At 31.3% G+C, this 23,462-nt stretch carries 19 protein-coding genes and 1 pseudogene; 6 read left to right on the top strand and 14 right to left on the bottom strand.

What is annotated here, in order from left to right:
- Positions 1-152: 152 nt before the first annotated feature.
- Positions 153-1,382 (top strand): 6-phosphofructokinase, encoded by a 1,230-nt coding sequence (locus tag ACREVU_RS14400; protein WP_431552300.1) that lies wholly within the window; start codon positions 153-155, stop codon positions 1,380-1,382.
- A 118-nt stretch (positions 1,383-1,500) separates the two neighbouring features.
- Here the strand turns inward: ACREVU_RS14400 and ACREVU_RS14405 are convergent, their stop codons facing one another.
- The 5 genes from ACREVU_RS14405 to ACREVU_RS14425 form a co-directional block, all read right to left on the bottom strand.
- A complete protein-coding gene (locus tag ACREVU_RS14405) occupies positions 1,501-2,091 on the bottom strand; it encodes a hypothetical protein (RefSeq protein WP_431552301.1) in 591 nt (196 codons plus the stop codon).
- A 231-nt stretch (positions 2,092-2,322) separates the two neighbouring features.
- Positions 2,323-3,099 carry a prepilin peptidase gene (locus ACREVU_RS14410; RefSeq protein WP_431552302.1) on the bottom strand — a complete coding sequence of 259 codons (777 nt, stop codon included), beginning with the start codon at positions 3,097-3,099 and terminating at the stop codon, positions 2,323-2,325.
- Between the two features lie 201 nt (positions 3,100-3,300).
- Entirely contained in the window at positions 3,301-3,750 is a 450-nt protein-coding gene (locus ACREVU_RS14415) for a prepilin-type N-terminal cleavage/methylation domain-containing protein (RefSeq protein ID WP_431552303.1), read from the bottom strand.
- Positions 3,751-4,024: 274 nt separating this feature from the next.
- The gene (ade, locus tag ACREVU_RS14420) at positions 4,025-5,749 is read right to left on the bottom strand and encodes an adenine deaminase (protein ID WP_431552304.1); all 1,725 of its coding nucleotides are present in this window, start codon (positions 5,747-5,749) and stop codon (positions 4,025-4,027) included.
- Between the two features lie 118 nt (positions 5,750-5,867).
- A complete protein-coding gene (locus tag ACREVU_RS14425; protein WP_431552305.1) occupies positions 5,868-6,545 on the bottom strand; it encodes a ribonuclease H-like domain-containing protein in 678 nt (225 codons plus the stop codon).
- A gap of 237 nt (positions 6,546-6,782) precedes the next feature.
- Here ACREVU_RS14425 and ACREVU_RS14430 point away from each other — a divergent pair, with 237 nt between their 5' ends.
- From ACREVU_RS14430 to ACREVU_RS14440, 3 genes are all read left to right on the top strand, one after another.
- A complete protein-coding gene (locus ACREVU_RS14430; RefSeq protein ID WP_431552319.1) occupies positions 6,783-7,007 on the top strand; it encodes a FeoA family protein in 225 nt (74 codons plus the stop codon).
- A gap of 124 nt (positions 7,008-7,131) precedes the next feature.
- Entirely contained in the window at positions 7,132-8,895 is a 1,764-nt protein-coding gene (gene feoB / locus ACREVU_RS14435) for a ferrous iron transport protein B (protein ID WP_431552306.1), read from the top strand.
- A 28-nt stretch (positions 8,896-8,923) separates the two neighbouring features.
- A complete protein-coding gene (locus tag ACREVU_RS14440; RefSeq protein ID WP_431552307.1) occupies positions 8,924-9,088 on the top strand; it encodes a FeoB-associated Cys-rich membrane protein in 165 nt (54 codons plus the stop codon).
- 103 nt (positions 9,089-9,191) lie between these two features.
- Here ACREVU_RS14440 and ACREVU_RS14445 read toward each other — a convergent pair whose 3' ends face one another.
- From ACREVU_RS14445 to ACREVU_RS14455, 3 genes and pseudogenes are all read right to left on the bottom strand, one after another.
- Positions 9,192-9,890, bottom strand: coding sequence for a ribonuclease H-like domain-containing protein (locus tag ACREVU_RS14445; protein WP_431552308.1), 699 nt, complete (start codon positions 9,888-9,890; stop codon positions 9,192-9,194).
- A gap of 202 nt (positions 9,891-10,092) precedes the next feature.
- A complete protein-coding gene (gene argS / locus ACREVU_RS14450; RefSeq protein ID WP_431552309.1) occupies positions 10,093-11,802 on the bottom strand; it encodes an arginine--tRNA ligase in 1,710 nt (569 codons plus the stop codon).
- Between the two features lie 387 nt (positions 11,803-12,189).
- Positions 12,190-14,259, bottom strand: a pseudogene (locus ACREVU_RS14455) (thioredoxin domain-containing protein).
- Between the two features lie 172 nt (positions 14,260-14,431).
- Here ACREVU_RS14455 and ACREVU_RS14460 point away from each other — a divergent pair.
- On the top strand, positions 14,432-14,626 hold the full coding sequence (locus ACREVU_RS14460) for a hypothetical protein (RefSeq protein ID WP_431552310.1): 195 nt from the start codon (positions 14,432-14,434) through the stop codon (positions 14,624-14,626).
- A gap of 260 nt (positions 14,627-14,886) precedes the next feature.
- Complete coding sequence (locus tag ACREVU_RS14465; RefSeq protein ID WP_431552311.1) at positions 14,887-15,207, top strand: hypothetical protein; 321 nt, start codon at positions 14,887-14,889, stop codon at positions 15,205-15,207.
- A 73-nt stretch (positions 15,208-15,280) separates the two neighbouring features.
- Here ACREVU_RS14465 and ACREVU_RS14470 read toward each other — a convergent pair whose 3' ends face one another.
- From ACREVU_RS14470 to ACREVU_RS14495, 6 genes are all read right to left on the bottom strand, one after another.
- Positions 15,281-15,475 (bottom strand): DUF255 domain-containing protein, encoded by a 195-nt coding sequence (locus tag ACREVU_RS14470; RefSeq protein ID WP_431552312.1) that lies wholly within the window; start codon positions 15,473-15,475, stop codon positions 15,281-15,283.
- A gap of 191 nt (positions 15,476-15,666) precedes the next feature.
- Positions 15,667-17,106, bottom strand: a complete 1,440-nt coding sequence (locus tag ACREVU_RS14475) for a cell wall-binding repeat-containing protein (RefSeq protein WP_431552313.1) — start codon at positions 17,104-17,106, stop codon at positions 15,667-15,669.
- Between the two features lie 233 nt (positions 17,107-17,339).
- On the bottom strand, positions 17,340-19,808 hold the full coding sequence (locus ACREVU_RS14480; protein WP_431552314.1) for an ABC transporter substrate-binding protein: 2,469 nt from the start codon (positions 19,806-19,808) through the stop codon (positions 17,340-17,342).
- A gap of 216 nt (positions 19,809-20,024) precedes the next feature.
- Positions 20,025-21,401: a tetratricopeptide repeat protein gene (locus ACREVU_RS14485; protein WP_431552315.1), complete on the bottom strand. Its 1,377-nt coding sequence runs from the start codon at positions 21,399-21,401 to the stop codon at positions 20,025-20,027.
- 26 nt (positions 21,402-21,427) lie between these two features.
- Positions 21,428-22,000, bottom strand: coding sequence for a tetratricopeptide repeat protein (locus ACREVU_RS14490; protein ID WP_431552316.1), 573 nt, complete (start codon positions 21,998-22,000; stop codon positions 21,428-21,430).
- Positions 22,001-22,002: 2 nt separating this feature from the next.
- The gene (locus ACREVU_RS14495; protein WP_431552320.1) at positions 22,003-23,340 is read right to left on the bottom strand and encodes an Hsp70 family protein; all 1,338 of its coding nucleotides are present in this window, start codon (positions 23,338-23,340) and stop codon (positions 22,003-22,005) included.
- Positions 23,341-23,462: the final 122 nt, after the last annotated feature.

Raw genomic sequence — 23,462 nt, forward strand, 5'->3', positions numbered from 1 at the left:
TGTGATAGACCCTTTAGCCAAGAAATTTTCAAATGAATTAATTTAAAATTCAATTCTACCTTGAGTAACTTAAATTTATACCTTATAATTAATTAGTAGATTCTATGAATTATAATCACAATAATATTCCGATTGAAAGGGGAAATTCTTAAATGAAAAATTGTATAGTAGCACAATCCGGAGGTCCAACTTCTGTAATTAATGCTAGTGCTATGGGAGTTCTAGAGGAGAACAATAGTTCTCACTATTATGATAACGTTTATGCTGGAATAAATGGCATACAGGGTATTTTAAGTAACCACATTGTAAACCTATCCACCTTACCTTATGATGAGGTTAAAGGATTAAAGTATACTCCTTCGTCTGGTCTAGGTTCTTGCAGATACAAACTTAAGTCCTATGATGAGAGTCCGCAGGAGTACCTAAAACTTTTTGAATTATTAGAGGAACACGAAATAAAAACCTTCTTCTATATCGGCGGTAACGATTCTCAAGACACTGTACATAAATTTAGCATCTACGCAAGAGAGCATAATAAGGATGTTAAATTTATTGGTATTCCTAAAACTATAGATAATGACCTGCCAATTATGGATCATACCCCAGGCTTTGGAAGTGCAGCCAAACTAATTGCTACTTCTGTTCTTGAAAACTTACTAGATGCAAGTGTATATCCTGCAAAAGGTGTGTTTATACTTGAAACTATGGGACGAGATACTGGTTGGCTAGCGGCTAGTGCTTGTGTTGCAACTATTAATGGTAAACCTGCTGCTGATTTCATATATCTACCTGAAGTCGCTTTTAGTACAGAAAATTTCTTAAAAGATATAAGTAAAAAACTTACTGAAAAAAATCATGTTTTCGTAGTAGTATCTGAGGGCATAAGAACTAAAGAAGGCAAATTTATAGGTGAAGCTTCTTCCACCGGCCTTGATAAATTTGGTCATGCCCAATTAGGCGGTGTTTGTGCCACTCTTAAAAATTTAATTTTAGAAACTAATACGGCTGAAAAGGTTAGAGTTTTAGAGCTTTCTACAATTCAGCGTTGTTCAATGCACTGTGCCTCACAAACAGACATCGATGAAGCCTTTGAAGTAGGTAAAGCTGCCGCTATTTATTCTATTGACGGAATAAGTGGTAACATGATAGGTATAAAAAGACTTTCAAATACGCCTTATGCATCTGTTCCTTTTGCACTTGAAACCTCAAAGGTTGCTAATAGCATTAAATACTTTCCACTAGAATGGATTAACGAGGAAGGAAATAATGTTACTAGAGAAGCCTATGAATACACCCTACCATTAATAATGGGGGAACCAAAAATTTCTATAGAAAATGGCCTTCCAAAATATACATTTTTAGAAGACGCCTTCAATATGTAAAATCAAGGCACCTGGTACTCCAGGTGCCTTAAAATTCATCTAAATTGCCTGAATTTGTAACAAATAAAAAAAGTCCTACGAAAAAAAATTCATAGAACTTCTCTTGATACACCGCATATTAAAATAATGGATTTTCATTACCATATTTAAAATAAATTAATGAGTTCAAAAACCTTTGGTATTTATTAATTTCTGAACTAACTTCTCTTCCTCTGAAAACTACCATCGAAATAACTTCCCATAAAAACACCCATCCACCAATATTAAACCCCTGTTGTATTGTTCCTAAAATTATATTGTCACCAACTGTTGTACTTAAAAAAACAGACACTGCCAGTAAACTTAGTGATGTAAGCAAATATTGAAAAAGTTTACGATAATTATTATTCAAAACTTTAATTTCTTGATGTAAATAAAAAGAATAGTAGGTTTTTATACCTGCAATTAATAACTCTTCTCGGTTTACATCTTTTTCCTCTTTTGGTAAATAAAAGCATATATCTACTCCATGTTTAGCGGGAATCTCTTCAAAACAGTTTTCAAGAAAATTTGCTAAATCCGGATCCATATCTCTTTTTTTAAAAGGGGCATGATCCCAATCATTAAATATATCATTATACTTGTCTAAAGCTACTTGTATAACGTAATTTCCTGTACTAGAATTTTTCTCGTAAATTTTTTGAAGATAATCATTTTTTTTCGCTTTCATGGTTTTTTCCTTCCATTTAATATTCATGTTCTGCAATACATTTTGCATATTATCAACCCTTCATAACAATACAGTTATGATTTATTATACACCGATTCCTGCCTATAGCCAAACAGGGCTATTCTAGACAGCTTACGGATTATTGAAACTATTCGAGTTATGCTCACGTTTTCGTTAAAGTCCTTATGTTTACACCGCTGCCTATACATATTTCATGGAATTCTATGTGGGTTAGTTGAATGTTCCTAAATACCAATTTAAAATTCTATGACCCCAAATCATCATTAAAAGTGCAGACATTATTATAGATGGTCCAAAGGGCATTTCAGACCTACCATTTTTCCTTTTAAACTTTAATAAATAAACACCAATGACTCCACCAATTATAAAAGAAAAGAACATCATCAAAAGTGTTAATTTAAAACCTAAAAACAGGCCACAAAGTCCGCATATCTCTGCATCACCCCATCCCATACCCTCTGTACCAATAATAAGCTTTGATAATAAAATAATTGTGATTATAGTACCTGCACCTAATAGTGCGCCATATATATATGTAACTATTGGTTCTCCCTGGTAAAAATTTACTCCTAATAAAATAACACCTACAGCTATTGCAAGCCACGTAGTTGCTGTATAAACTTCCATAGTATCATAATCTATCATAGCTATAACTATTAAAAAAGGTATAAGTATTAAATATTTTAAGAGATACATATTCATTCCATATTGAAAATAAGTTAATAAAAACAGTACAGCCGTAACTGATTCTACCAAGGCATACCTAATAGATATCTTTTCCTTGCAGTTTCTGCATTTACCTCTTAACAAAATCCAGCTAATTACTGGTATAAGATCATAAAACACAATATCATTTCCACAAGAAGTACAATGAGAGGCTGGATATGCTATACTTTCTCCTCTTGGAATTCTATAAATACATACATTTAAAAAACTTCCTATTAATAGTCCTAAAATAAAAATGGTTATTGGGAAAATGCTTTCCATTGGATCACCTCATCTCGTATTATTTCATATAATTGCAAAACTCACCATTATTATCTTATAACTATTTTATAATTAACACAATATTATTTTGCATAAATCGTTATATTTTTACATATTAATTTAATGTTTAGTATTGTTGTATAATAATTTAATGTCCAAAGTCATAAAACTTTGGACAAATAAATAAAGATATATATTAGTTTATTTTGTTACTGTTGTTTCCGCTGGTGTTTCCGCTGGTGTTTTCGCTGGTGCTACAGAATAGTCTGGATTCGGTATAGGGTACAACTCATTATCACCAACCTTAACAGTAACACTTTCTGTGATAGCATCTATTGTTACATTAAATACAGCATTCTCAACTGCCTTAACAACAGGGGCTGTTTGAAGATACTCTGTTAGCTCATTATTTGTATCTTTGGTTAAGTTTACTCCATCCTTGTAAGTTGCCTTAGTAATTTTGTCTTGAGCAATAAGTGCTACTGTTGCATCAGCAATAACCTTTGCACTAGCAATATCAGCTTTTATTTTAGCATCCTTTTGAATCTTCCCGTACTTAGGCACCGCAATGGCTGCCAATACCACAATAATTGAAATTACAATTATTAGCTCAATCAGGGTAAATCCTTTTTTCTTTTTAAGGTTTTTCATAGTTCACAATTCCTCCTAATTATGGGTTTCATTATTTTAATTTCTTTTGGAAGCTAATAATTTTTAATAAATTGAGTTCCACAGTTCAAATTTTTAGGTAAATATTACTTCCACTAAGAATATTGCCAGATGAATTAGAAGATATACCATTAAAATCCCAATTTATAAGAAAATTTTTCTTAATTAATAAAAAACATTATTCATAAAAAAAGAGTAGATAGTCCTCCCCAAGATGGATCAGACTATCTACTCTTTAATTTAAAATTATCAACTATTATTTGATCTTCTTATTTTCATCGTCCTTTGACATGAGTTCTATAAAAGCAAATTTACTATAATTAAACAACCCTCTAGCGGTAATTTTAACTTCAGGTATTACTGGAAGCATCATAAAAGATAAACTTATAAAAGGATCATATTCATCACGTACTCCAAAGCTTCTAGCCATTCTACTAAGTCTCTTTAGGTTTTCTGCTACCATATGTGGAGATTCAAAAGTCATTATTCCTCCAATTGGCAAATTTAGCTGAGCAATAACCTTTCCCTCCGATACCATAGCTATACCCCCACCAGTAGAAACAAGAGTATTCACTGCCACCTCCATGTCCTTATCATTATCCCCTACCACTATAACATTATGAGAATCATGGGCTATAGTTTGTGCAATAGAGCAATGCTTTAAGCCTAATCCTTCTATAAAACCAACAAAGTGCTTACCTGTATTATGATGCCTTTCAAAAACTGCTATTTTTAATACATCTTTTTCCATAATCCTCTTTATATATCCAAACTCATTTTCTACTTTTCTCTCCACTAGCTTAGTTTCTAGGGAATTTGGAATTAATTTTATAATATTTATATTTTCAGCCTCACTTTGGATTTTAAAAATTTCATTATTTACGAAATCCATATGCATGGAAGAATTAATTCTTAAGTTTAAATAATTTTTACTTTGTAATTCTGTATATATTTTACCGTTTTTTATAATTTTCTTTATATTTAGACCTTTAAAATCTTCAAATATCACTAAATCTGCTTTATATCCTGGTGCTATAGCCCCTCTATCTTTTAAGTCATAACACTGAGCTGCATTAAATGAAGCCATTATATATGCTTTTATAGGATTAAGCCCCTGTTTTATAGAAATTCTAATACAATTATCTATAGAGCCGCCCTCTAATAAATCGTCTATATGCCTATCATCTGTGCAAAATAAAAATCTTCTGAAATTATGACTATTAACCGCAGGAAGTATATCCTTTAAATTTCTTGCCGCAGAGCCTTCCCTTAGCATGACATACATCCCCCTACTAACTTTAAGCATGGCATCCTTAACATTCGTACTTTCATGATCTGTTCTTATACCGCAACTTAAATATGCGTTTAAATCTATCTGCGGAATTGTAGGGCAGTGTCCATCAATATGTTTATACCTTGCTATATCTATTTTTTTCAATATATTTTCATCTGCGTTTATAACTGCAGGCACATTCCTAACTTCCCCAAGACCTAATACTCTATTATTATTTTTTAATTTTTCCAAATCCTCAGCATTAAGTACGCATCCACTATCCTCAACCTCCGTGGCGGAAACACAAGAGGGTAGCATAAAAAAAATATCTATAGGTGCAATCTCACTACTTCTTAGCATGAAATCTATACCCTTAATTCCTTCTACATTAGCAATTTCATGTGGATCCGCTATCACTGTAGTTACCCCTTTTTTAATTACAACTCTCGCAAACTGCTCTGGCATAATCATAGAAGATTCTATATGAACATGGGCATCAATGAACCCTGGTGTCACATACAAATCTGTACAATCAATTTCCTCTTCACCTTTGTATTCACCAATCCCTACAATAGTATCACCTACTATAGCAATATCCCCCTGGTCCATATTTTCAGTAAATACATTAATAAAATTTGCATTTTTCAAAACCAAGTCTGCCTTAATCCTTACCATAGCCGCATCAATGTTTTTCTTAACCTTCTGCAAAAGCTTTTCCCCCCCCAGTATTTTTTACACACCTTCTATTAAATTATTACTGAAAGGGTCACAGTATTCCTTATTGCTATGTTAAGTATTGTTTTTATTTGAGAATAAAAAAGCACAGCTACTGCTGCGCTGTGATTTCTTCTTTTTTTAACTGTATTCTATTATACCAATCTATATATATATAAAATAAACTGACAACATCCTGCTGGTTATATAAAAGTATTTTATCCTTTTTTTCTTGTGGCATTCTGTTTATGTAATCATCATCTTTTACAATTTTTCCAAAAGTTTTAGCTAAATTAGAGCCACTAATTAATTCACTTTCCCTATCAATATCAAATATTTTTTCTAGAGCCTTAAGTCCAATACAACTTCCTTCAGCTTTTTCATAACATTTTTGTAAATCTATTTCTCCAAAATATCCTTCTAATATAAAATCTGTTTTATGTGCTTTTAACAAATAGTTTATAACTGTAAAATCATTGTTTCCTGAAAACGTAACTATGTATTTTTTATTATACTTAATTTTCATTTCTTCAAAATAATTTTTAGCTAAGGATAATATTTCTACAGCATCTTTTTTATTTTCTGCCATATATTGAGTAACCTTTAATTCATTTAAAACTTCATCATAAACGCAACACCCAAAAACCCCAATACAAATTGGCTTCTTATATATGTAATGTTCTAAATCAAAAAATAATGCATCTTTAAATAGTTGTTTATTTCCGTCTATGGTAAGGGACCCTTCTGTACAAATTTCTCCCACCTTAACGCTGCTAAGTTTTGTAATCACAATATCACTCTTTTCTACTAAGTTTACTAACTTCTATACCAAGTTTAGAGAACAAAACCGTAAATTTGCACATTTTTAATTTAAAACTCTGCTCTATTTATATGTTATCACAATTCTACTATTATATGAAAGTTTTTTTTAAAAAAATTATAAATTCACCGATTATTTTAGATTGACACTAATAGAGAATGATGTTAAAATGATATTGAGAATTATTTTCAATAAGGGGTGATTGATATAAGCATATATGATTTAAAACCAGGAGATACAGCACTAATTCATTCAATTTGCGGTAATGAAAAGTTTGCTAAAAGATTATTAGCTTTAGGTTGCATAGAAGGTACTAAAGTAACTTTGAAAGCCACAGCACCTCTAGGAGATCCTATAATTATAAATTTACGCGGTTTCAATTTAGCCATTAGAAAAAATGATGCTAAAAATATAAATATAAAAATGGCATAGTCACTATGCTAAGTACCACTATTAGAATAAAATAATCGGTAAATTATTTTGAACTAGATAATGGGACAAACCACATACAATTGACGACTAAAATCAAACAAGCGACATAGTAAGGAGGATTTGAATGATCACTGCTGCACTATTAGGTAATCCTAATGTTGGTAAAACTACTCTATATAACGCACTTACAGGTTCTAACCAATACGTAGGTAATTGGGCGGGAGTAACAGTAGAAAAAAAAGAAGGCTTTATCGATAATAAAATTAAAATTGTTGACTTACCAGGTATTTATGCTATGGATACTTATTCAAATGAAGAAAAAGTTTCCAAGGAGTTTTTAGAGAATGGTGATGTTGATGTAATTATTAATATTGTTGATGCGGCGAGTCTTGATAGAAATTTATATCTTACCACGCAATTAAAACAATTTAATAAGCCAATAATTTTAGTATTAAATATGATAGATGTTGCAATAGCTAAGGGTTTAGATATTAATTATGATCTTTTATCACAAAAATTAGGGGTAAGGGTAATACCTATAGTAGCTTCAAAGGGCAAAGGAGTTTCTGAAGTGAAAGATTGTCTCCTTAAAGAAGATTATACTACCACATCCTCAAATAGTCTAAAATTTAAAGATGAAAAAGAAACCTATAACTACATTGAACTTTTATTAAAATCAATTACAAATAAAAAAAATGACAACAGAGTTTCCGTTTCAGAAAAAATAGATAAAATTGTGCTTAATAGAATAATAGCCTATCCGCTATTTTTTGGAAGTTTGTTTTTAATCTTTATGTTTACTTTCAACTGGGTGGGACAGCCCTTAGCTGATCTTCTAGATAACTTGCTTAATAATTATTTTGTTCCATTTTTAAGCAGTGTATTATCTAATAATAGCCCATGGTTTTCTTCTCTACTGATCGATGGTATCATAGGCGGAGTAGGTTCCGTAGTAGTATTTTTACCTGTAATATTGGCATTATTTCTAGGTATTTCCTTTTTAGAAGACAGTGGCTATATGGCAAGAGCTGCTTTTATAATGGATAAGCTAATGAGGAAAATGGGTTTATCTGGTAAAGCTTTTATTCCTTTAATCGTTGGCTTTGGTTGTTCTGTGCCAGCTATAATGTCCGCTAGAACTTTAGAGAGTGATAAAGACAGAAAATTAACTGCACTTTTAATACCACTAATGTCCTGCAATGCTAGACTTCCAGTTTATGCATTGTTTGCATCAGTATTTTTTCCTGGGAGAGAAACCCTAATGGTGTTCTCATTATACCTTATGGGTATTGGTTTAGCATTCCTAATTGGTATCCTCTTCAAAAATACATTGTTCAAAAAAGATGAGGAGCCTTTTATTATAGAATTACCTGAATATAAATTTCCAGAACCAAGAGCCTTATTATTACACACATGGGAAAAAGGTAAAGGCTTCTTAAAGAAAGCCGGTACTATAATCTTTTCAATTTCCGTAATAGTATGGTTTTTATCAAACTTTAATAGTACAGGAATGGTTGATATAAACGTTAGTTTCTTAGCTTCTGTTGGAAGATTTATAAATCCAATTTTTATTCCCCTTGGATTTGCCTCATGGCAAAATTCAATATCACTCTTAACTGGTCTTATGGCTAAAGAAGTAGTTGTAGGAACAATGGGTGTTATATATGGTGGCAATTTAACACATATCTTGCCTAATTATTTTTCTCCATTATCCGCTTATAGTTTCTTAACTTTTGTATTACTTTACACTCCTTGTGTATCAGTAATAGCCACTATGAAAAAAGAATATGGTAATAAAATGGCAATCTTTTCTGTATCCTATCAATTAATACTCGCTTGGGTAGTATCATTTTTAATTTTTAATATAGGCAGTATTATAATAAGATAATATAAATTTATAAAGAGGTGATGTACCAGTGGTGGAATTTATTATTGTTGGTTTAATTGTTATTGTAGCTGGGTATGTCTTGTATAGTAACCTTAAAAAACAAGCAAATGGTGATTGTGGTAATGGCTGCAAAGGTTGTAGCCATAATTGCAAGGTACCACCCCCTATTATAAAAGATGATAAAATCGAATAAAAAAAAAACAGTTCCATGGTACATTCGTTTATGTACCATGGAACTGTTTTTTATAGCTTTTTAGTGCTTTGTTGACTTATATAACTACCACTCTTTACAATAGCTACCTAGTCACTGTTTTTAATGGCTGATTTGTGTGTATGTTATTATTCAAAAGGGACATTTGTTTTTTAGCTATCTTTTCTTTCCTTTTCAAATCCAAATCATTTTCAATAGTATTAATCACCTTGAAAATTTTAGGTAAATTTAACACATCCTCATAATTGTGGAGCATTAGAATCTCCTTTAATTTTTCATCATGTTTTACTAGGTATTCATTGTATATTTCAACACTCTTAGCCCCGTTTATTTCATCTCGCCTTTTAATACCAGTAAACTTCTCGACACATTTCAAACTACAATTCTTCATTCCCATCTTTTTATGAAATGGTCTTATAATTTTAAATAAATCAATATGTTCACTAGGAAGTCTAAACCCAAGATTATATCTATTCATCTTTCTAATTACGAAAGGTTCATCAAATGCTGTACCATTATAGGAACACCATTTTTTAAAATTTTTCATAGATTTCTTAAGTTCTTTCAAAATGCACTCTTCTTCGCTAAGCGATTCTGCAAAATATTGAACAACTTTAAATTGACCTTCTTTTAAGTAATATCCCAAAGATATTAACACTATCTTATCCCGCTCCATATCAAACCCTGTAGCTTCAATATCCAAGTACGCAATAGTGTCCATCTTATATTTCCTAAAAATTTCTTTAGGCAAAACAACTTCAATTTCATATTCTTTGATAAACATAGTTCCCCCTAATCTATAAAAAAAGAAAAGTATATTACAACAAATATTTTTCAATTTGCTCAGTAATTTTATTTAAATTTCACATTTTTCTATATTATAATAATACATTAAAAACAAAGTTATTGCAAATCACTTTAAAAAAGCACAAATAAATAATAATATCTCATAACATTATTATTTATTTGTTAATAACCTCTTTATTTTACATTCTATCTACAACTTCTAAACCTATAAGTTTTAAAGCATTCTTAATTACTTGGCAAGTAGCTTTAACCATTTCTATTTTTGCATTTTTATTAGATTCATCTTCTAAATTAGCTATATTATGCTGATTATAGAATTTATTAAAAGCCTTAGCTACCTCAATAACATATCTTGTAACCATAGATGGTTCTAATTTATCAATGGCATACATAATTGAGTTTTGGAACCCTTCTAACTGCTTTACTAGTTCAAATTCTTCTTTAGAATCTAATTTATTGTAGTCAAGTTCTACACTTGACTTAATTCCCTTATTATTTTCTTCAACTTTTCTTAATATACTTTTTGCTCTTGCATAAGTATATTGAACATAAGGACCTGTTTCGCCCTCAAAACTAAGCATTTCTTCCCAATTAAACACAATATCTCTTTCTCTATGATTTTTTAAATAAGTAAATATAATTGCTCCTATTCCTACTTTTTTAGCTACATCTTCCTTATTCTCTAGCTCAGGATTTTTCTCGTTTATTATTTCAAGAGTTTTCGCCACTGCTTCACTTAATAACTCATCTAAGAAAATAACATCGCCTTTTCTTGTAGATAATTTTTTATCTGCAAATCTTACTGTACCAAATGGTACGTGCACACAATCATCTGCCCACTTATTACCCATTAGCTTTAAAGTAGTAAATACTTGTTTAAAATGAAGTGCTTGATCTTTTCCAACCACATAAATATTTTTATAAAAATCATAAGTCTTCTTTCTATATGTTGCTGCAGCTAAATCACGTGTTGCATAAATTGTAGCACCGTCTGATTTTTTAATTATACAAGGTGGTATATTGTAATCATCAAGCATTACAACCTTAGCTCCATTACTTTCTACAAGTAAGCCCTTTGCATCTATATCTGCAATTACATCTTCCATTTTGTCGCAATAGAAACTTTCACCCGCATAAGAATCAAATTTAACATTTAGTGTTTCATAAAGCTTTTTAAACTCCACAAGACTTAAGTCTCTAAATTTAGTCCAAAGTGCAACTTCTTCTGCGCAGCCGTCTTCTAACCTTTTGAAGTACATTTTTGCTTCTTCATTGAGTGCTGGATCAATTTCAGCCTCTTCATGGAATTTAACATAAATTCTTAATAATTCTTTAATAGGCTCTTTTTCTAAAGTTTCCTCATCTACCCAGTTTTTATAAGCATAAATAAGCTTACCAAATTGTGTTCCCCAATCACCAAGATGATTGATGCCAGTACAATTATATCCTTCAAAAGAAAGTATCTTATATAAAGAGCTACCTATAACTGTAGTAAATAAATGACCTACATGGAATGGCTTTGCTATATTAGGTGAAGAATATTCTACTACTATATTCTTACCTTCACCAATTTTAGATGAGCCATAGTTATCTCCATCTTTTAGTATCTTTTCTACAGTATTTTTAATAAATACTCCTTTGTCTAAAAAGAAGTTTACGTAAGGACCATAACACTCTATTTTTTCAAAACCCTCGTTCTCAATTCTTTCTTTTAAGTCTTTAGCTATTGCATTAGGTGCTTTTTTCATGATTTTTGCTAATTGAAAACAAGGAAAAGCAAATTCTCCCATTTCAGGTTTTGGTGGTATTTCTATTAAATTCTCTATTGTTTCTATATCTAAATCCACCAACTTTTTAATTCTTTCTGCCACTACTTTTTTATAATCCATATAAATTCCTCCTTATAAAACTCTTGTATATTTCAATATAACAAAAACCCATCTCTAAATAAAGAGACGGGTTATATTTCCGCGGTACCACTCTAGTTGACTATAAAGTCCACTCAATATTTTAACGCTATCAGCGGCATGCCCTATAAGAGTCAAAAGTTGTTCCTTCTAACTATTTGAGGCAGCTTCTCCAAGGTTCTTTTCCTAAAATTAATGAATTAATTTCGTCAAATAGTTACCCATCTGACTTCCTATACCTTACAAGGCTTACACCATACCCTTGCTCGCTTTAAGAATAATAAGAAAGTACTGTCCTCTTCACAGAATTTATTTACTATATATTTATTTCATAATACACTATATTATATTACCAATAGCATATTGTTGTCAACTAATATTCCGTGAAAACTTCTGTATATCAGTAATGGGCTCTTTACAATTAAAATTCTCACAAATATAAGCAGTAGTTTTCCCCTGCAAGGGTTTATGTGCTTTCATTTCAGAATTTATAGAATCTAATTTTTCATCACCTTTATTTAAAACTACTGTAGCAAAAGGCAAGTAAGTGCTATTAATTACTTTAATCATAGCTTTAGTTTGTTCATCTTGCTCTTTTCCAGAAATTATAATGTCCTTGCCTGATACCACACTATATAATAGTGCGGTCATAAAATAAGCATGAGCGCTTTCAATACTTTTAACCTTTGAAGCAAAAACTTCAAATTGGCCATATGCCTCTTTTTCGAGTTTACTATTAGAAGTTAATCTAGCAAGTCTTAACATATTCAAAGTAGCCACTGAATTACCTGAAGGCACAGCGCCATCGTATATATCTTTAGGCCTAACTATTAACTCTTCACCATCAATTCCATATAAAAACAATCCACCTTGATCTTCATCTTTAAACAACTTAAGCATATCTTCATTAAGTTCTAGTGCTTTACTTAAATATTCCACATTAAAAGTTGCTTCATATAGTTCAATAAGAGCATGAACTGTAAAAGCATAGTCCTCTAAATATCCTAAATGTGCTACTTCACCTTCCCTGTACCTGGCCATCAATCTTCCTTTATCATTGATCATATTACTTAAGATAAAATTCATAGCTTTTTCGGCCTGGTGAATATAGCTGATATTATCAAAAACCCTTCCACCATATGCAAGCGATGCGATCATAAGTCCATTCCAAGAGGTTAATACCTTGTCATCCTTATAAGGATGAATTCTTCGCTCTCTATATTCAAAAAGCCTTTGTCTCATTTTTTCTAGTTTTTGCTGTAAATCACTATTTATCTTAGAACTACTATCCATGCCTATGAGATTTGGAATATTCCTTCCTTCAAAATTGCCTTTCCCAGTTATGTTGTAATGATCACAATAGGTTTTATAAAATTGTTCACCTAAAACTAAGGCCACTTCTTTTAAGGTTAGCAAATAAAATTTTCCCTCGATGCCTTCACTATCTGCATCTTCCGCAGAACAAAACGCTCCTTGTGGCGAGGTCATATCTCTTAATATATAAGTAAATACTTTCTCCGCCACTTCTTTGTAAAATATATTGCCAGTAGCTTGAAAAGCCTCCACATATACAGCCGCTAAAAGTGCATTATCATATAACATTTTTTCAAAGTGAGGTACTAACCACTTCTCATCTGTGGAGTACCTTGAAAAGCCAAAGCCAATATGATCAAAAATCCCACCCGCATACATGGCTTCTAATGTTTTTTCCACTATTTCTAGAGCTTTAGGTTCATTATAGTTTTTCCAATACGATAATAAAAACTTCAAATTGTGAGGTGAAGGAAATTTTGGAGAAGAACCAAATCCGCCATAATTCATATCAAATACACTTTGGAAGCTGTTATATGCATTATGTATCTCTTCTTCCCCCATTTGCTCCCTATTAACCTTAGTATTAATTGCTTTTATATGCTCTACTATTGTTTCACTAGATTTTACAATCTCCTCTCTTTTCTCATTCCACTGCTCTGCAATAGAATTTAGCACATCAATTATCCCTGGCATTCCATATTTACTTTCTATAGGGAAATAAGTACCTGCATAAAATGGTTGTTTATCTGGGGTCATAAAAATCGTTAAGGGCCATCCACCACTTCCAGTTAATGCTTGGCATACTGTCATATAAATACTATCTATATCTGGACGTTCTTCACGATCTACCTTTATAGCAACAAAATACTTATTTAAAATAGCTGCTACTGCTTCATTTCCAAAGGATTCTTTCTCCATGACATGGCACCAATGACAAGTCGATTTTTTGCACAGTTATGAATACCCAATAGATAGGAATATCGGTTTATTTTCTGCTTTTGCTTCAGCAAAGGCTTCTTCAGACCATGGATTCCAACTTACTGGGTTATATGCATGCTGTAATAGGTATGGTGATTTTTCATTAACCAATCTATTGGCATTTTGATGCATATTTTCTTTCTGCATAATATCACGCTCCCTTCATATTTTTATTTTTCACTTTATTACTTTGCCCAAAAATGCTATCGAATATAATTCCATAGGAACAATATATAAAAAATGAGCAATACGACGCAATTAACTGCTAAACATATTATTCTACCCTTACTGCATAGTAAACGCATACAAACTTAAGAAAATGATAAAAATATTAGTGAATTACAGCTTTGGAAATTTGACTCACTATGATATAAAAAATAATATATTAACAGTTAGAGTTGGAGCACAAGTATCCCCATCAGGGTTTGTTGGTGAGGTTGTTATCACTTATAAGTTTTTAGATAACAAATATGTTCTTAAAGATACTACGTTTGAGTATTCCAAAGGTTTATGACACCACTCCCAATATGGCAAGACAGCAAGCCATGTTTAAAGTTGGAGCCTATGACATTGATGTATTAGATTATAACATTAATTTTATTGTTACTCATAGATAGATTCTTTTAAAACTCTATTACTTAATAACTTTCCAAGTTCTCTATGTATAAATAAGTATAATTGAGCATATAAATTAATACTCTATAATACAATAATATTAATTTACTCTATAAATTTTTATAATATTGATGTATTATATAACTAAGAGGTGATAATATGGATGAGAATAAAATGTTTGAATTGTTAGAAAAAATATATGTTGAAGTAAAAGGTCACACTAAACAATTTAGTAATGTTGAAAGTAGACTAGATACTATTGAAAATGATGTTAAAAAATTAGGTGCAAGAATTGACGGAAAGCTCATTCCAACAACTGATGCTCTTTTGGATGGATATAAAGATAATTCTGAACACATAACAATTATTGATGATAAAATTGATAGACTTCAAATAGATGTAAATAGTATAAGTATGAAAGTTTCCTATAACGATAGTAGAATTATAGAAATATCTAAGGACATTAAAAGAGTAAAATAATATAATAACTTAGTAAAAATTCAGCTTAAGCCATTGAGTTTCAATGGCTTTCTTTTTTTGTGAATTGCAGTGTTTAGGTTACATGACACCAATGACAATTACTGTAGCCGATTGAAAGGAAGATTGGTTTATCTTCTGTTTCTCCATCTTCTAAATTTCCACCTGGCAACATCCAATATTCTTGCAGTCTTTTGTAATTGTATTGTCTAAGCACAAGAATCCTATTATCTTTTAAAATTACGGCCTGACATCTAACTATTCTTGCCATGCATTTTCCTCCCCTTACACACTTTACTTTACTTTATGTGTTGCAGAAAACTTTATTTTAATTTTGTCAGATATTTTGCCGTAATGTCCCATATTGTAGAATTAACATTAATAATTGATTCTCATGTTAAAAAAGGCGGTAGTTGATGCCAACTTAACATAAATGAGCTAGATAATTGTTAATAATAATTATTATTCATACTGGCTTAAAACTTCGGGGTTATCACCCAAATCGGTTATTTCTTCTCCTTTAGGAGTTACAATATAGTAATCGTCATACGAGCCATAATTAGGCTCACCATAATATCTATGCTGATTAACAATTAAATTTCCAGCATAAGCTCCACTTTGAATTACCTTTAAGTAATTTCCAGAACACACGAAATGTTCACTTTTAGTTTTCACGTCCACAACATGTACTGAGGCAGAGGTAACCCAAGCTTCAGACATAAAATAAATTTTATTTTTGTCAAGTGAAAACTGTGGATTGAAGATTGAAGCAATTACACTCTTCATATCTTCAGCAGAATGTGATGAAACTAATAATTCTTCTGTACCATCAGAGTACATTAACCAAAGTTCATTACTAGGTGCATCTCCAAGTCCAGTAGAAATCAACGGCTTGTCTGTATCTTTAAGTACAATGCCAGTTGCTGTAGCAACAACTCCACTTACAATATTAGTTGCTAACCTATCTGCAACTACTGAAGTTCCACCTAAAACTATTATGTTTTTATATTTGTCATGTTGAGCTTTTACTGAAGACATTATTGAAGCATTAATAGAGTTTCCTACTAAAATTAGAGGAGAGTTACTCGAAGCTGCTAATACGCTACCAGATAATGCATCTGGATAATTTTCACCAGATGCAACATAAACTTTATCATAGCTAAAATTATCAGCAAAATAATTTAATACAGCAGCATTTGTGCCGTATCTACTGTCGCCTTTAAGTCTTATTGGGTTATTTAAATATGATTCTATCTTAGTGCTTACAACTCCCGTTCCGCCAACTATGTAACTTTCAGTAAAAGTTTTATTTGCTAAAAAACTTTTAGTTATTTCAGGTAAGTCCCCATTGTTAGTAAGTAGTATCGGCATCCCCTTTTGTGCTGCAACTGGAGATATAGATAAAGCATCTGCAAATCCATAACCAGTGGTTACCACTACTCCACTTACATCTTTTAGATTTTTAGCTACTTCTACAGATGTTTCAAATCTATTTTGTCCATATATTCTTGTAGTTTGAATGCCCATGCTTTCTATTTCGGATTTTACATTATCAGATATAACTCCAGTTCCACCAATAACAAATACTTTTTCTACTTTGAGTCTTAATAATTGTCTTTTGATATCTGTACTTAAGGTGTCCTTGCCAGTTAAAAGTATAGGTGCTTTATTTTGTTGGGCTAAAGGAGCAGCACATAGTGCATCTGCAAAACCATCCCCACTTGCTATTACAGCATATTTTGATGATGTCCACCCTGAGTTTACAATTTTAAAATTGGTTTGGTACCTATCATTTCCCCATAACCTATCTTGCAGTATTGCTGCACTTACAGTATTTGACGTAAAAAATATGGCAGAAGATACAGCTACAATAGAGATAATACTTAGTAATCTTTTTCTCATGTTTGTCCCCCTTATTCATCTAATAATACTTATTATACATAATAACACATATTAATCCAATATTTTTTATGAGCATGAAAATTTAGTGTGACCCTAAGATAAGAAATAGTTCAATGCAAGTTTTTAATTTATTTCATGAAAAAAAGGCACTAACCCTGTTATAAGTTAATGCCTTTTTACTTTTCTATTAGTTAAGGCTTATGCCTTCGTGCTGATTATTATCAAAGTAAAATTTATTCTTCTTTAACAATATCTTCAAATCTTACTATTCCTAAAGGGTTTAATCTTGCACCAAATACGCCAGTATTAGTTGCTATTGCAACTTGAGGATGATATAGAGAAATCCATGGACATTCATCGATAATCATCTTTTGAATTTCTTCGTACTTATTAATACGCTTAAGTGGATTTAATATTTCTTTAGCAGTATTCATCATTTCTAAAACAGCTTCATTATTATATCCACTAAAGTCAGTATAATTTGTCAAATTAAAATTAGGTTGAAGAAAATTATCAGGGTCGCCAGTATCAGCAATCCATCTACTTATAAACAAATCACTGTTAATTATATTTTCGAAATATTTATCTGAAGGAACCTTTTGAACTATACATTCTATTCCTGCTTTACTTAAATCTTCAAGGAGATATTGAGCAATTTTGTTAAATACAGTGTCACTGTCACCTTCCCTTATAAGTAGCTTAAGCTTTTGTGATGCGCCTACTCCTTTTTTAGATAAAAGATTCTTTAACATATTAGGATTGTAATCAAAAATAGGCAAATAATTATTATCTATTATGCTAGGCGGAAAAGGTCCCCTTGATTCAATAGCCATTCCACCTAAAACTTCACTTATAATTCTTTTCCTATCAATAGCGTGATTTAATGCTCTTCTTATATCCTGATCTTTAACAAGCTCGGAATTGCTTTTTAAATTAAAGCCAACATAGTAAGTTCCCATAACATCTTTCATTTTAATAGAGGAAGATTTAGAGGTTTTCAAGCTTTCCATAAGACTTTTATTATCTGCAGTAACAAAATCATAATCATTATTTAAAAATTTTTCCGCTGCATTTTTCGGATTAAACTCAATTTGAACTTTGTCTGCATAGGGAGCACCACCATAGTAATCCTTAAATGCTTTTAGAGTACAACCGTCAACCCGTATTTCTTCTAAAATGAATGGACCACAGCCCACGATTTCACCTTTTTCTATTTCTTCTTTGGCAATAATAGAACAACAGTATTGTCCAAGATTAAATAAAAAACCTGTATATGGAACTGTAAGTTTTAAAGACAATCTATATTTATCTAATACTGTTATTCCAACAACTTCTTTAACAATGCCTTTTAAATACTGAGTAGCACCTTCTATATTCTCAAGAAACCAACTATTTGGTGATTTAGATTTTGGGCTTAAAATTCTTTCATATGTATATTTAATATCACTGGCTGTCAGTTCGCGCCCATTATGAAATTTTGCACCTTTTCTTAAATTAAAGACCCAAGTCAAATGGTCCTCTTCTACATACCAGCTTTTTGCTATTCCGGGAGAAACCTCACCTGATGAACCAATCGTAAGCAAGCCAGCATGAGCATTTACGATTACTTGTCCACTCTCTTGATCTATTGCAAAACATGGATCAAATCCAAGTGGAGCAGCATATAAACAGGTCCTTAAAATGGTTTCTTCTCTAGTAGAGGATGGAACTTCCTTAATCAATTTATCAGATATGTCTAATAAATCTTCTGAAACCTCTGTTAAAATGTTAAGAGATGTTTTTGTGTATTGAGTGTTTAAAGATGCCGATTCTACAATTGATAATAATTTCACTGACGTGTGGTTCATTTCTTCTGTGGAGGTCATAACATCCTCTAAATTTTGAGTTTGATTTACTAGCGCCAAGTTTATCTCTGCTGTTACATCAGTGCTAGTTTGGACTGCTTTTATAATGTTTTGGAAAACCAGCATTGTGTTATTAGCTATTTCACTTCCTTCCTTTACTTTTACAGATGTCTTATCCATAGCATCAATAATATGTTTTATACTATCGTTAATCTCATTTATTGTCTTAGAAATAAATCCAGCAGATTCTACACTTCGTTCTGCTAATTTTTTAACTTCTTGCGCAACTACAGTAAACCCTCTTCCCGCTTCTCCAGCCCTTGCGGCTTCAATAGATGCATTTAAAGAAAGAAGATTTGTATGTTTAGCAATATCTTTAATAATATTTAGCATTTCATTAATATGTGCAGATTTTGTGTTAAGATCCATAACGACTGTTTTTACGTCATCTACAGATTGTTCTATGTCCGTCATCGCTTTAACAGAGTTATCTGCAGCCATACATCCTTTTTGCGCTATTTCCATGGTTTGTTCTGATATTTGTTTTGAATTTTCGGTACTGGCAAGTACCTCCTCAGCTAATGCAGAATAATTAGTAATCTCATTTACTAATTTTTCAATTGAATCCATCTGTACTTCTACATATTGATTAATATTGTCCGTAATACCAATTAAATTTTCTGTGGCAAAACCAGTTTCATCAATTTTGTTACTTAATTTATTTACAATACATTTTTGGTTATGTTTCAAAAGCGCAAGTTTATTTTGAGATGTGGACTGTTTATTATTGTCATACTTTGTATTGTCTTCGCCTTTAATATCAATAGAGCTTAATTTCGTTTTCTTCCAATTTAGCATATTTATCCCCCTCGTAGAAAGCGATTTCTAATAATTACAATTCTATATACATTATTAGCCAAAATATTTAAAAGGTCAACATAAATATCTAGAATTAATTTTACTGATTTATAAAAAAGGCTCCCTAGATTTGATTTATACAAATTTAGGGAGGTATCCCTCACTATACATTTTATTTATTTACTTGTAATGAATGTTCTAATTCTTACCTTATTATTATTTTCCACAGCATTTCTTATATTTCTTACCACTTCCACAAGGGCAAGGATCATTTCTGCCAACTTTAGGTTCCTCTCGTACTATGGGTTCCTGTGGCTCGTAATATTCAAAGTCATCTTCATCTATTTCTTCATCATCATAATCATCAAGTTCAAAAAATCTTTCTAGTATAGGCCTATATTTAAGCAGCTGTTTCTTATACTCGCCTTGTAATTTTATTCTTTCAATTCTATCAGCAATCTTATTAAAAAACTCTGCCCTTAAAGCATATAAAACATGATAATCCTTGTCTAATTTTTTAATAGAAGTTTTATACTTATCGTATTCATCCAATACAGTATATTCCTCAAAGTGCTTTATCGCTTCTTTTTCTTCTTGATCATTTAATCCTAACTCATTATTGGTTAGTACCTCCATAGCAATAAGGGCAGCAACCTCATGTTTTATCTTTTTATCTCTTTCCATTTTATGAAATTCATTTATATATGTAGTATAGTTAACAATTTCCTTTTTAGTTTTTAACATTTCTTTATCTTCCGGTAAAATTTCTGCTGCTTTCTCTATTAGTTTTCTAGCATCTTCTTCTCTTCCCATTTGCATTAGATATTCTGCTAAATGAGACAATGTCCATGCAACATTATCTTTTACTTCATCATTATTTATTGCAAGCTCCGCTAATTTATCTAAAGACTTATATATTGAGGAAAACACTCCAAAGTTTATATCAATCATAATTAATTTTATGTATATTGTTGTACTTGAATCTATATCCTTAACTACATCCAAAGCATTCTCTAAAACATTTCTGGCATTCCAATATTCATTATTTTTTATATAAGCTCCACTTAGTCCAAACCACAAGGAAATATTGTCACTATCGAGCTCTATTGCACTATCGTATGCGATAATAGCCTTTTTCTGCCAACCTCTATGTAAATAAGCATTAGCCAAATACCCTGCAAAGGCCGCATTCTTTGGCTGCTCCAATGTTAATTCTTCATACATTTTCACAGCTTTTCCACTATTATTATTTTTCAAATACGACTCTGCAAACAATGCTTTTACTATAAGCATCTTCGAATCTGCTTTTGCCATATTTTCAAGAATCTTAATTGCTTTGTTTAAGTCTCCTTCTTCAAGATATGTTTTTGCTAAAGAATACTCCTTCTTCATATTAGAACCTAGATTATTTATTGAATCGTACTGTTTCCTTGTTTGTTCGTTACTTAAAGTTTCGTAAGCTTCTCTAATGCTCATAAATTCTACTTCAAATCTATCTGGCGGATATTTTCTTACAAGCTTAAAGTATGCCCTTTTTATATCTTCCTTTGAAGCTTCTTGCGTTATGGCTAATATCTCATAATAATCTTTCATTTATATCACCTTTTTTCACATATTCTTTAGGATATTTTTAATATTTTTCTAATTAAATAGTTGAAAGTTATTTTTTCTTCTTTTCCGTTACTACTACTAATTATATATTTTAATGCCTCTTGATTTTCCACATCAATAAGTAATGACTGCTTCCATAATGATACAGCCACTCCCTTTTTACCTAATTTAAACATGCAAAGACCTTTTAAATTTATAAAAAGGATTATGTTACAATTCATAAAAGATTCCTCTTTTAAAAACTTTTCTGACCTTTTAAAATCTCCTTCATTTGCGCATTTAAGAGCCTTGTTATATAGGCCGCAAAGCAATATAAACTCATTTCCCTTAAAGTTTTCAATATAATGATATGCTCTATTTTTCTCATTTGGATTTAAATAAATACTTTTGTTCCATAAGTCTTCTGCTTTTTTAAAACTTGCTGCTGTATATAGACATAATCCAAGCAAATTCAAAGCTTCCCAATTTTCGTTACTAATATCAAAAGCCTTTTGAAAATTAGCTTGTGCAGTGGTTAACCTATTTTGCTGCAAACTCTTTAAACCTTCCACTAAGTAAATATTTGATAACTTCTTAAGCATTATTACGCCTCCAACTCATACATCCAATCAGTAAGCTCCTCATCAATTTCCACAGCTAATTCATTATCTCCATTAATTATAGCCTTTTTAAGTTTTTTTAATAAATCATCCATTTCACGGCTATCCTCATTTTCATTACTACTCATATATTTTTCTACTTTTTTGATAAGTCTACGATATTTTCTTGAGCCTTCTGATTCTTCCCAAACATCAGTATCAATCTCTTTATCCATTTCCACGCCAGTGGTTTCAATAGTAATCTTTGCATTCTTACCTGTACTTAATATAGTTGCTTCCACCTGAAGAATACCATTAACATCATAAGCAAATCTAACTTCAATCCTTTCATTTCCTGCAGGAGCCTTAGGAATATCAGAAAGTTTAAAATTACCAAGAAAGTTATTCATAGATGCCTTTTTATAGTCTCCTTGATATATTTTAATATCTACCTCCGTTTGCCCATCTTCTGCAGTGTAATACACATGCTCCTTTGCCACAGGTATAGTTGTATTTCTATTTATAAGTATGCTATACCCATCAGGGATAGGCATTCCATTAAAGTCATCTAATATTTGAACTCCAAGGGTATAAGGACAAACATCTGTAATAAGTATATCCGTTTCCGCTGAAAGTTCATCATTTAATATGCCCCCTTGAATTGCTGCTCCCATAACCACTGCAAGGTCTGGGTCCACAAGCGACTGCGTTTCCTTATTAAATACCCTTTGCAAAAATTTCTTGACGTAAGGGATTCTAGTGGAGCCCCCAACTAAAAGTATTGTATTAATTTCATCTTCCTTTAGCGCAGAATCCTTTAAAACTATATCAATTTGTGACTTAGTTGACTCTACAAGTTCCTCTATTAGTTTTTCGAAATCTTCTCTTGTTATTATAGCTTCAATAGCAAGTGGTTCATTGTCTTTATCCGCAATAAACGGCAATATAATTTTATATTCTTCCAAACTACTTAATTTCACCTTACATGTTTCTGCTGCTTCCTTAAGTCTAACCATTGCTTTTATATCCTTAGATAAATCAATATCATATTTTTCATAAAAATCATTAATTAAATAGTTTATGAGTTTTTCATCGAAATCCTTTCCACCAAGCATGTTGTTTCCACTACTGGCTTTCACTTCAAGAACACCTTCAAACATCTCAAGAAGTGTCACATCCAAGGTTCCTCCACCTAAATCATAAACTAGTAAACATTCATTTTTTTCTAAACGTTCTATCCCATAAGTTAGAGCTGCTGCTGTAGGTTCATTTATTATTCTCTCAACTTTAAAACCTGCTAACTTGCCTGCTTCCACAGTAGCTCTTCTTTGCTTCTCACTGATACTCCCATGCCTAAAGGCATGGGGTTCTTAAATACATTATCTTCTCCTATACTCTCATTTATATAAAAACTATAAATTACAACATATAAGAACTAAATAACTTCTCTAAGACTTTTACTACC

Origin of the sequence: Clostridium sp. (assembly GCF_050717535.1) — a bacterium.
GTDB lineage: Bacteria > Bacillota > Clostridia > Clostridiales > Clostridiaceae > Clostridium_AD.

Coding starts and splice junctions, on each gene's coding strand:
- ACREVU_RS14400 (WP_431552300.1), top strand. CDS start 153: ATGAAAAATTGTATAGTAGCACAATCCGGAGGTCCAACTTCTGTAATT.
- ACREVU_RS14405 (WP_431552301.1), bottom strand. CDS start 2,091: ATGAAAGCGAAAAAAAATGATTATCTTCAAAAAATTTACGAGAAAAAT.
- ACREVU_RS14410 (WP_431552302.1), bottom strand. CDS start 3,099: ATGGAAAGCATTTTCCCAATAACCATTTTTATTTTAGGACTATTAATA.
- ACREVU_RS14415 (WP_431552303.1), bottom strand. CDS start 3,750: ATGAAAAACCTTAAAAAGAAAAAAGGATTTACCCTGATTGAGCTAATA.
- feoB (WP_431552306.1), top strand. CDS start 7,132: ATGATCACTGCTGCACTATTAGGTAATCCTAATGTTGGTAAAACTACT.
- ACREVU_RS14445 (WP_431552308.1), bottom strand. CDS start 9,890: ATGTTTATCAAAGAATATGAAATTGAAGTTGTTTTGCCTAAAGAAATT.
- argS (WP_431552309.1), bottom strand. CDS start 11,802: ATGGATTATAAAAAAGTAGTGGCAGAAAGAATTAAAAAGTTGGTGGAT.
- ACREVU_RS14460 (WP_431552310.1), top strand. CDS start 14,432: ATGATAAAAATATTAGTGAATTACAGCTTTGGAAATTTGACTCACTAT.
- ACREVU_RS14465 (WP_431552311.1), top strand. CDS start 14,887: ATGGATGAGAATAAAATGTTTGAATTGTTAGAAAAAATATATGTTGAA.
- ACREVU_RS14470 (WP_431552312.1), bottom strand. CDS start 15,475: ATGGCAAGAATAGTTAGATGTCAGGCCGTAATTTTAAAAGATAATAGG.
- ACREVU_RS14475 (WP_431552313.1), bottom strand. CDS start 17,106: ATGAGAAAAAGATTACTAAGTATTATCTCTATTGTAGCTGTATCTTCT.
- ACREVU_RS14480 (WP_431552314.1), bottom strand. CDS start 19,808: ATGCTAAATTGGAAGAAAACGAAATTAAGCTCTATTGATATTAAAGGC.
- ACREVU_RS14485 (WP_431552315.1), bottom strand. CDS start 21,401: ATGAAAGATTATTATGAGATATTAGCCATAACGCAAGAAGCTTCAAAG.
- ACREVU_RS14490 (WP_431552316.1), bottom strand. CDS start 22,000: ATGCTTAAGAAGTTATCAAATATTTACTTAGTGGAAGGTTTAAAGAGT.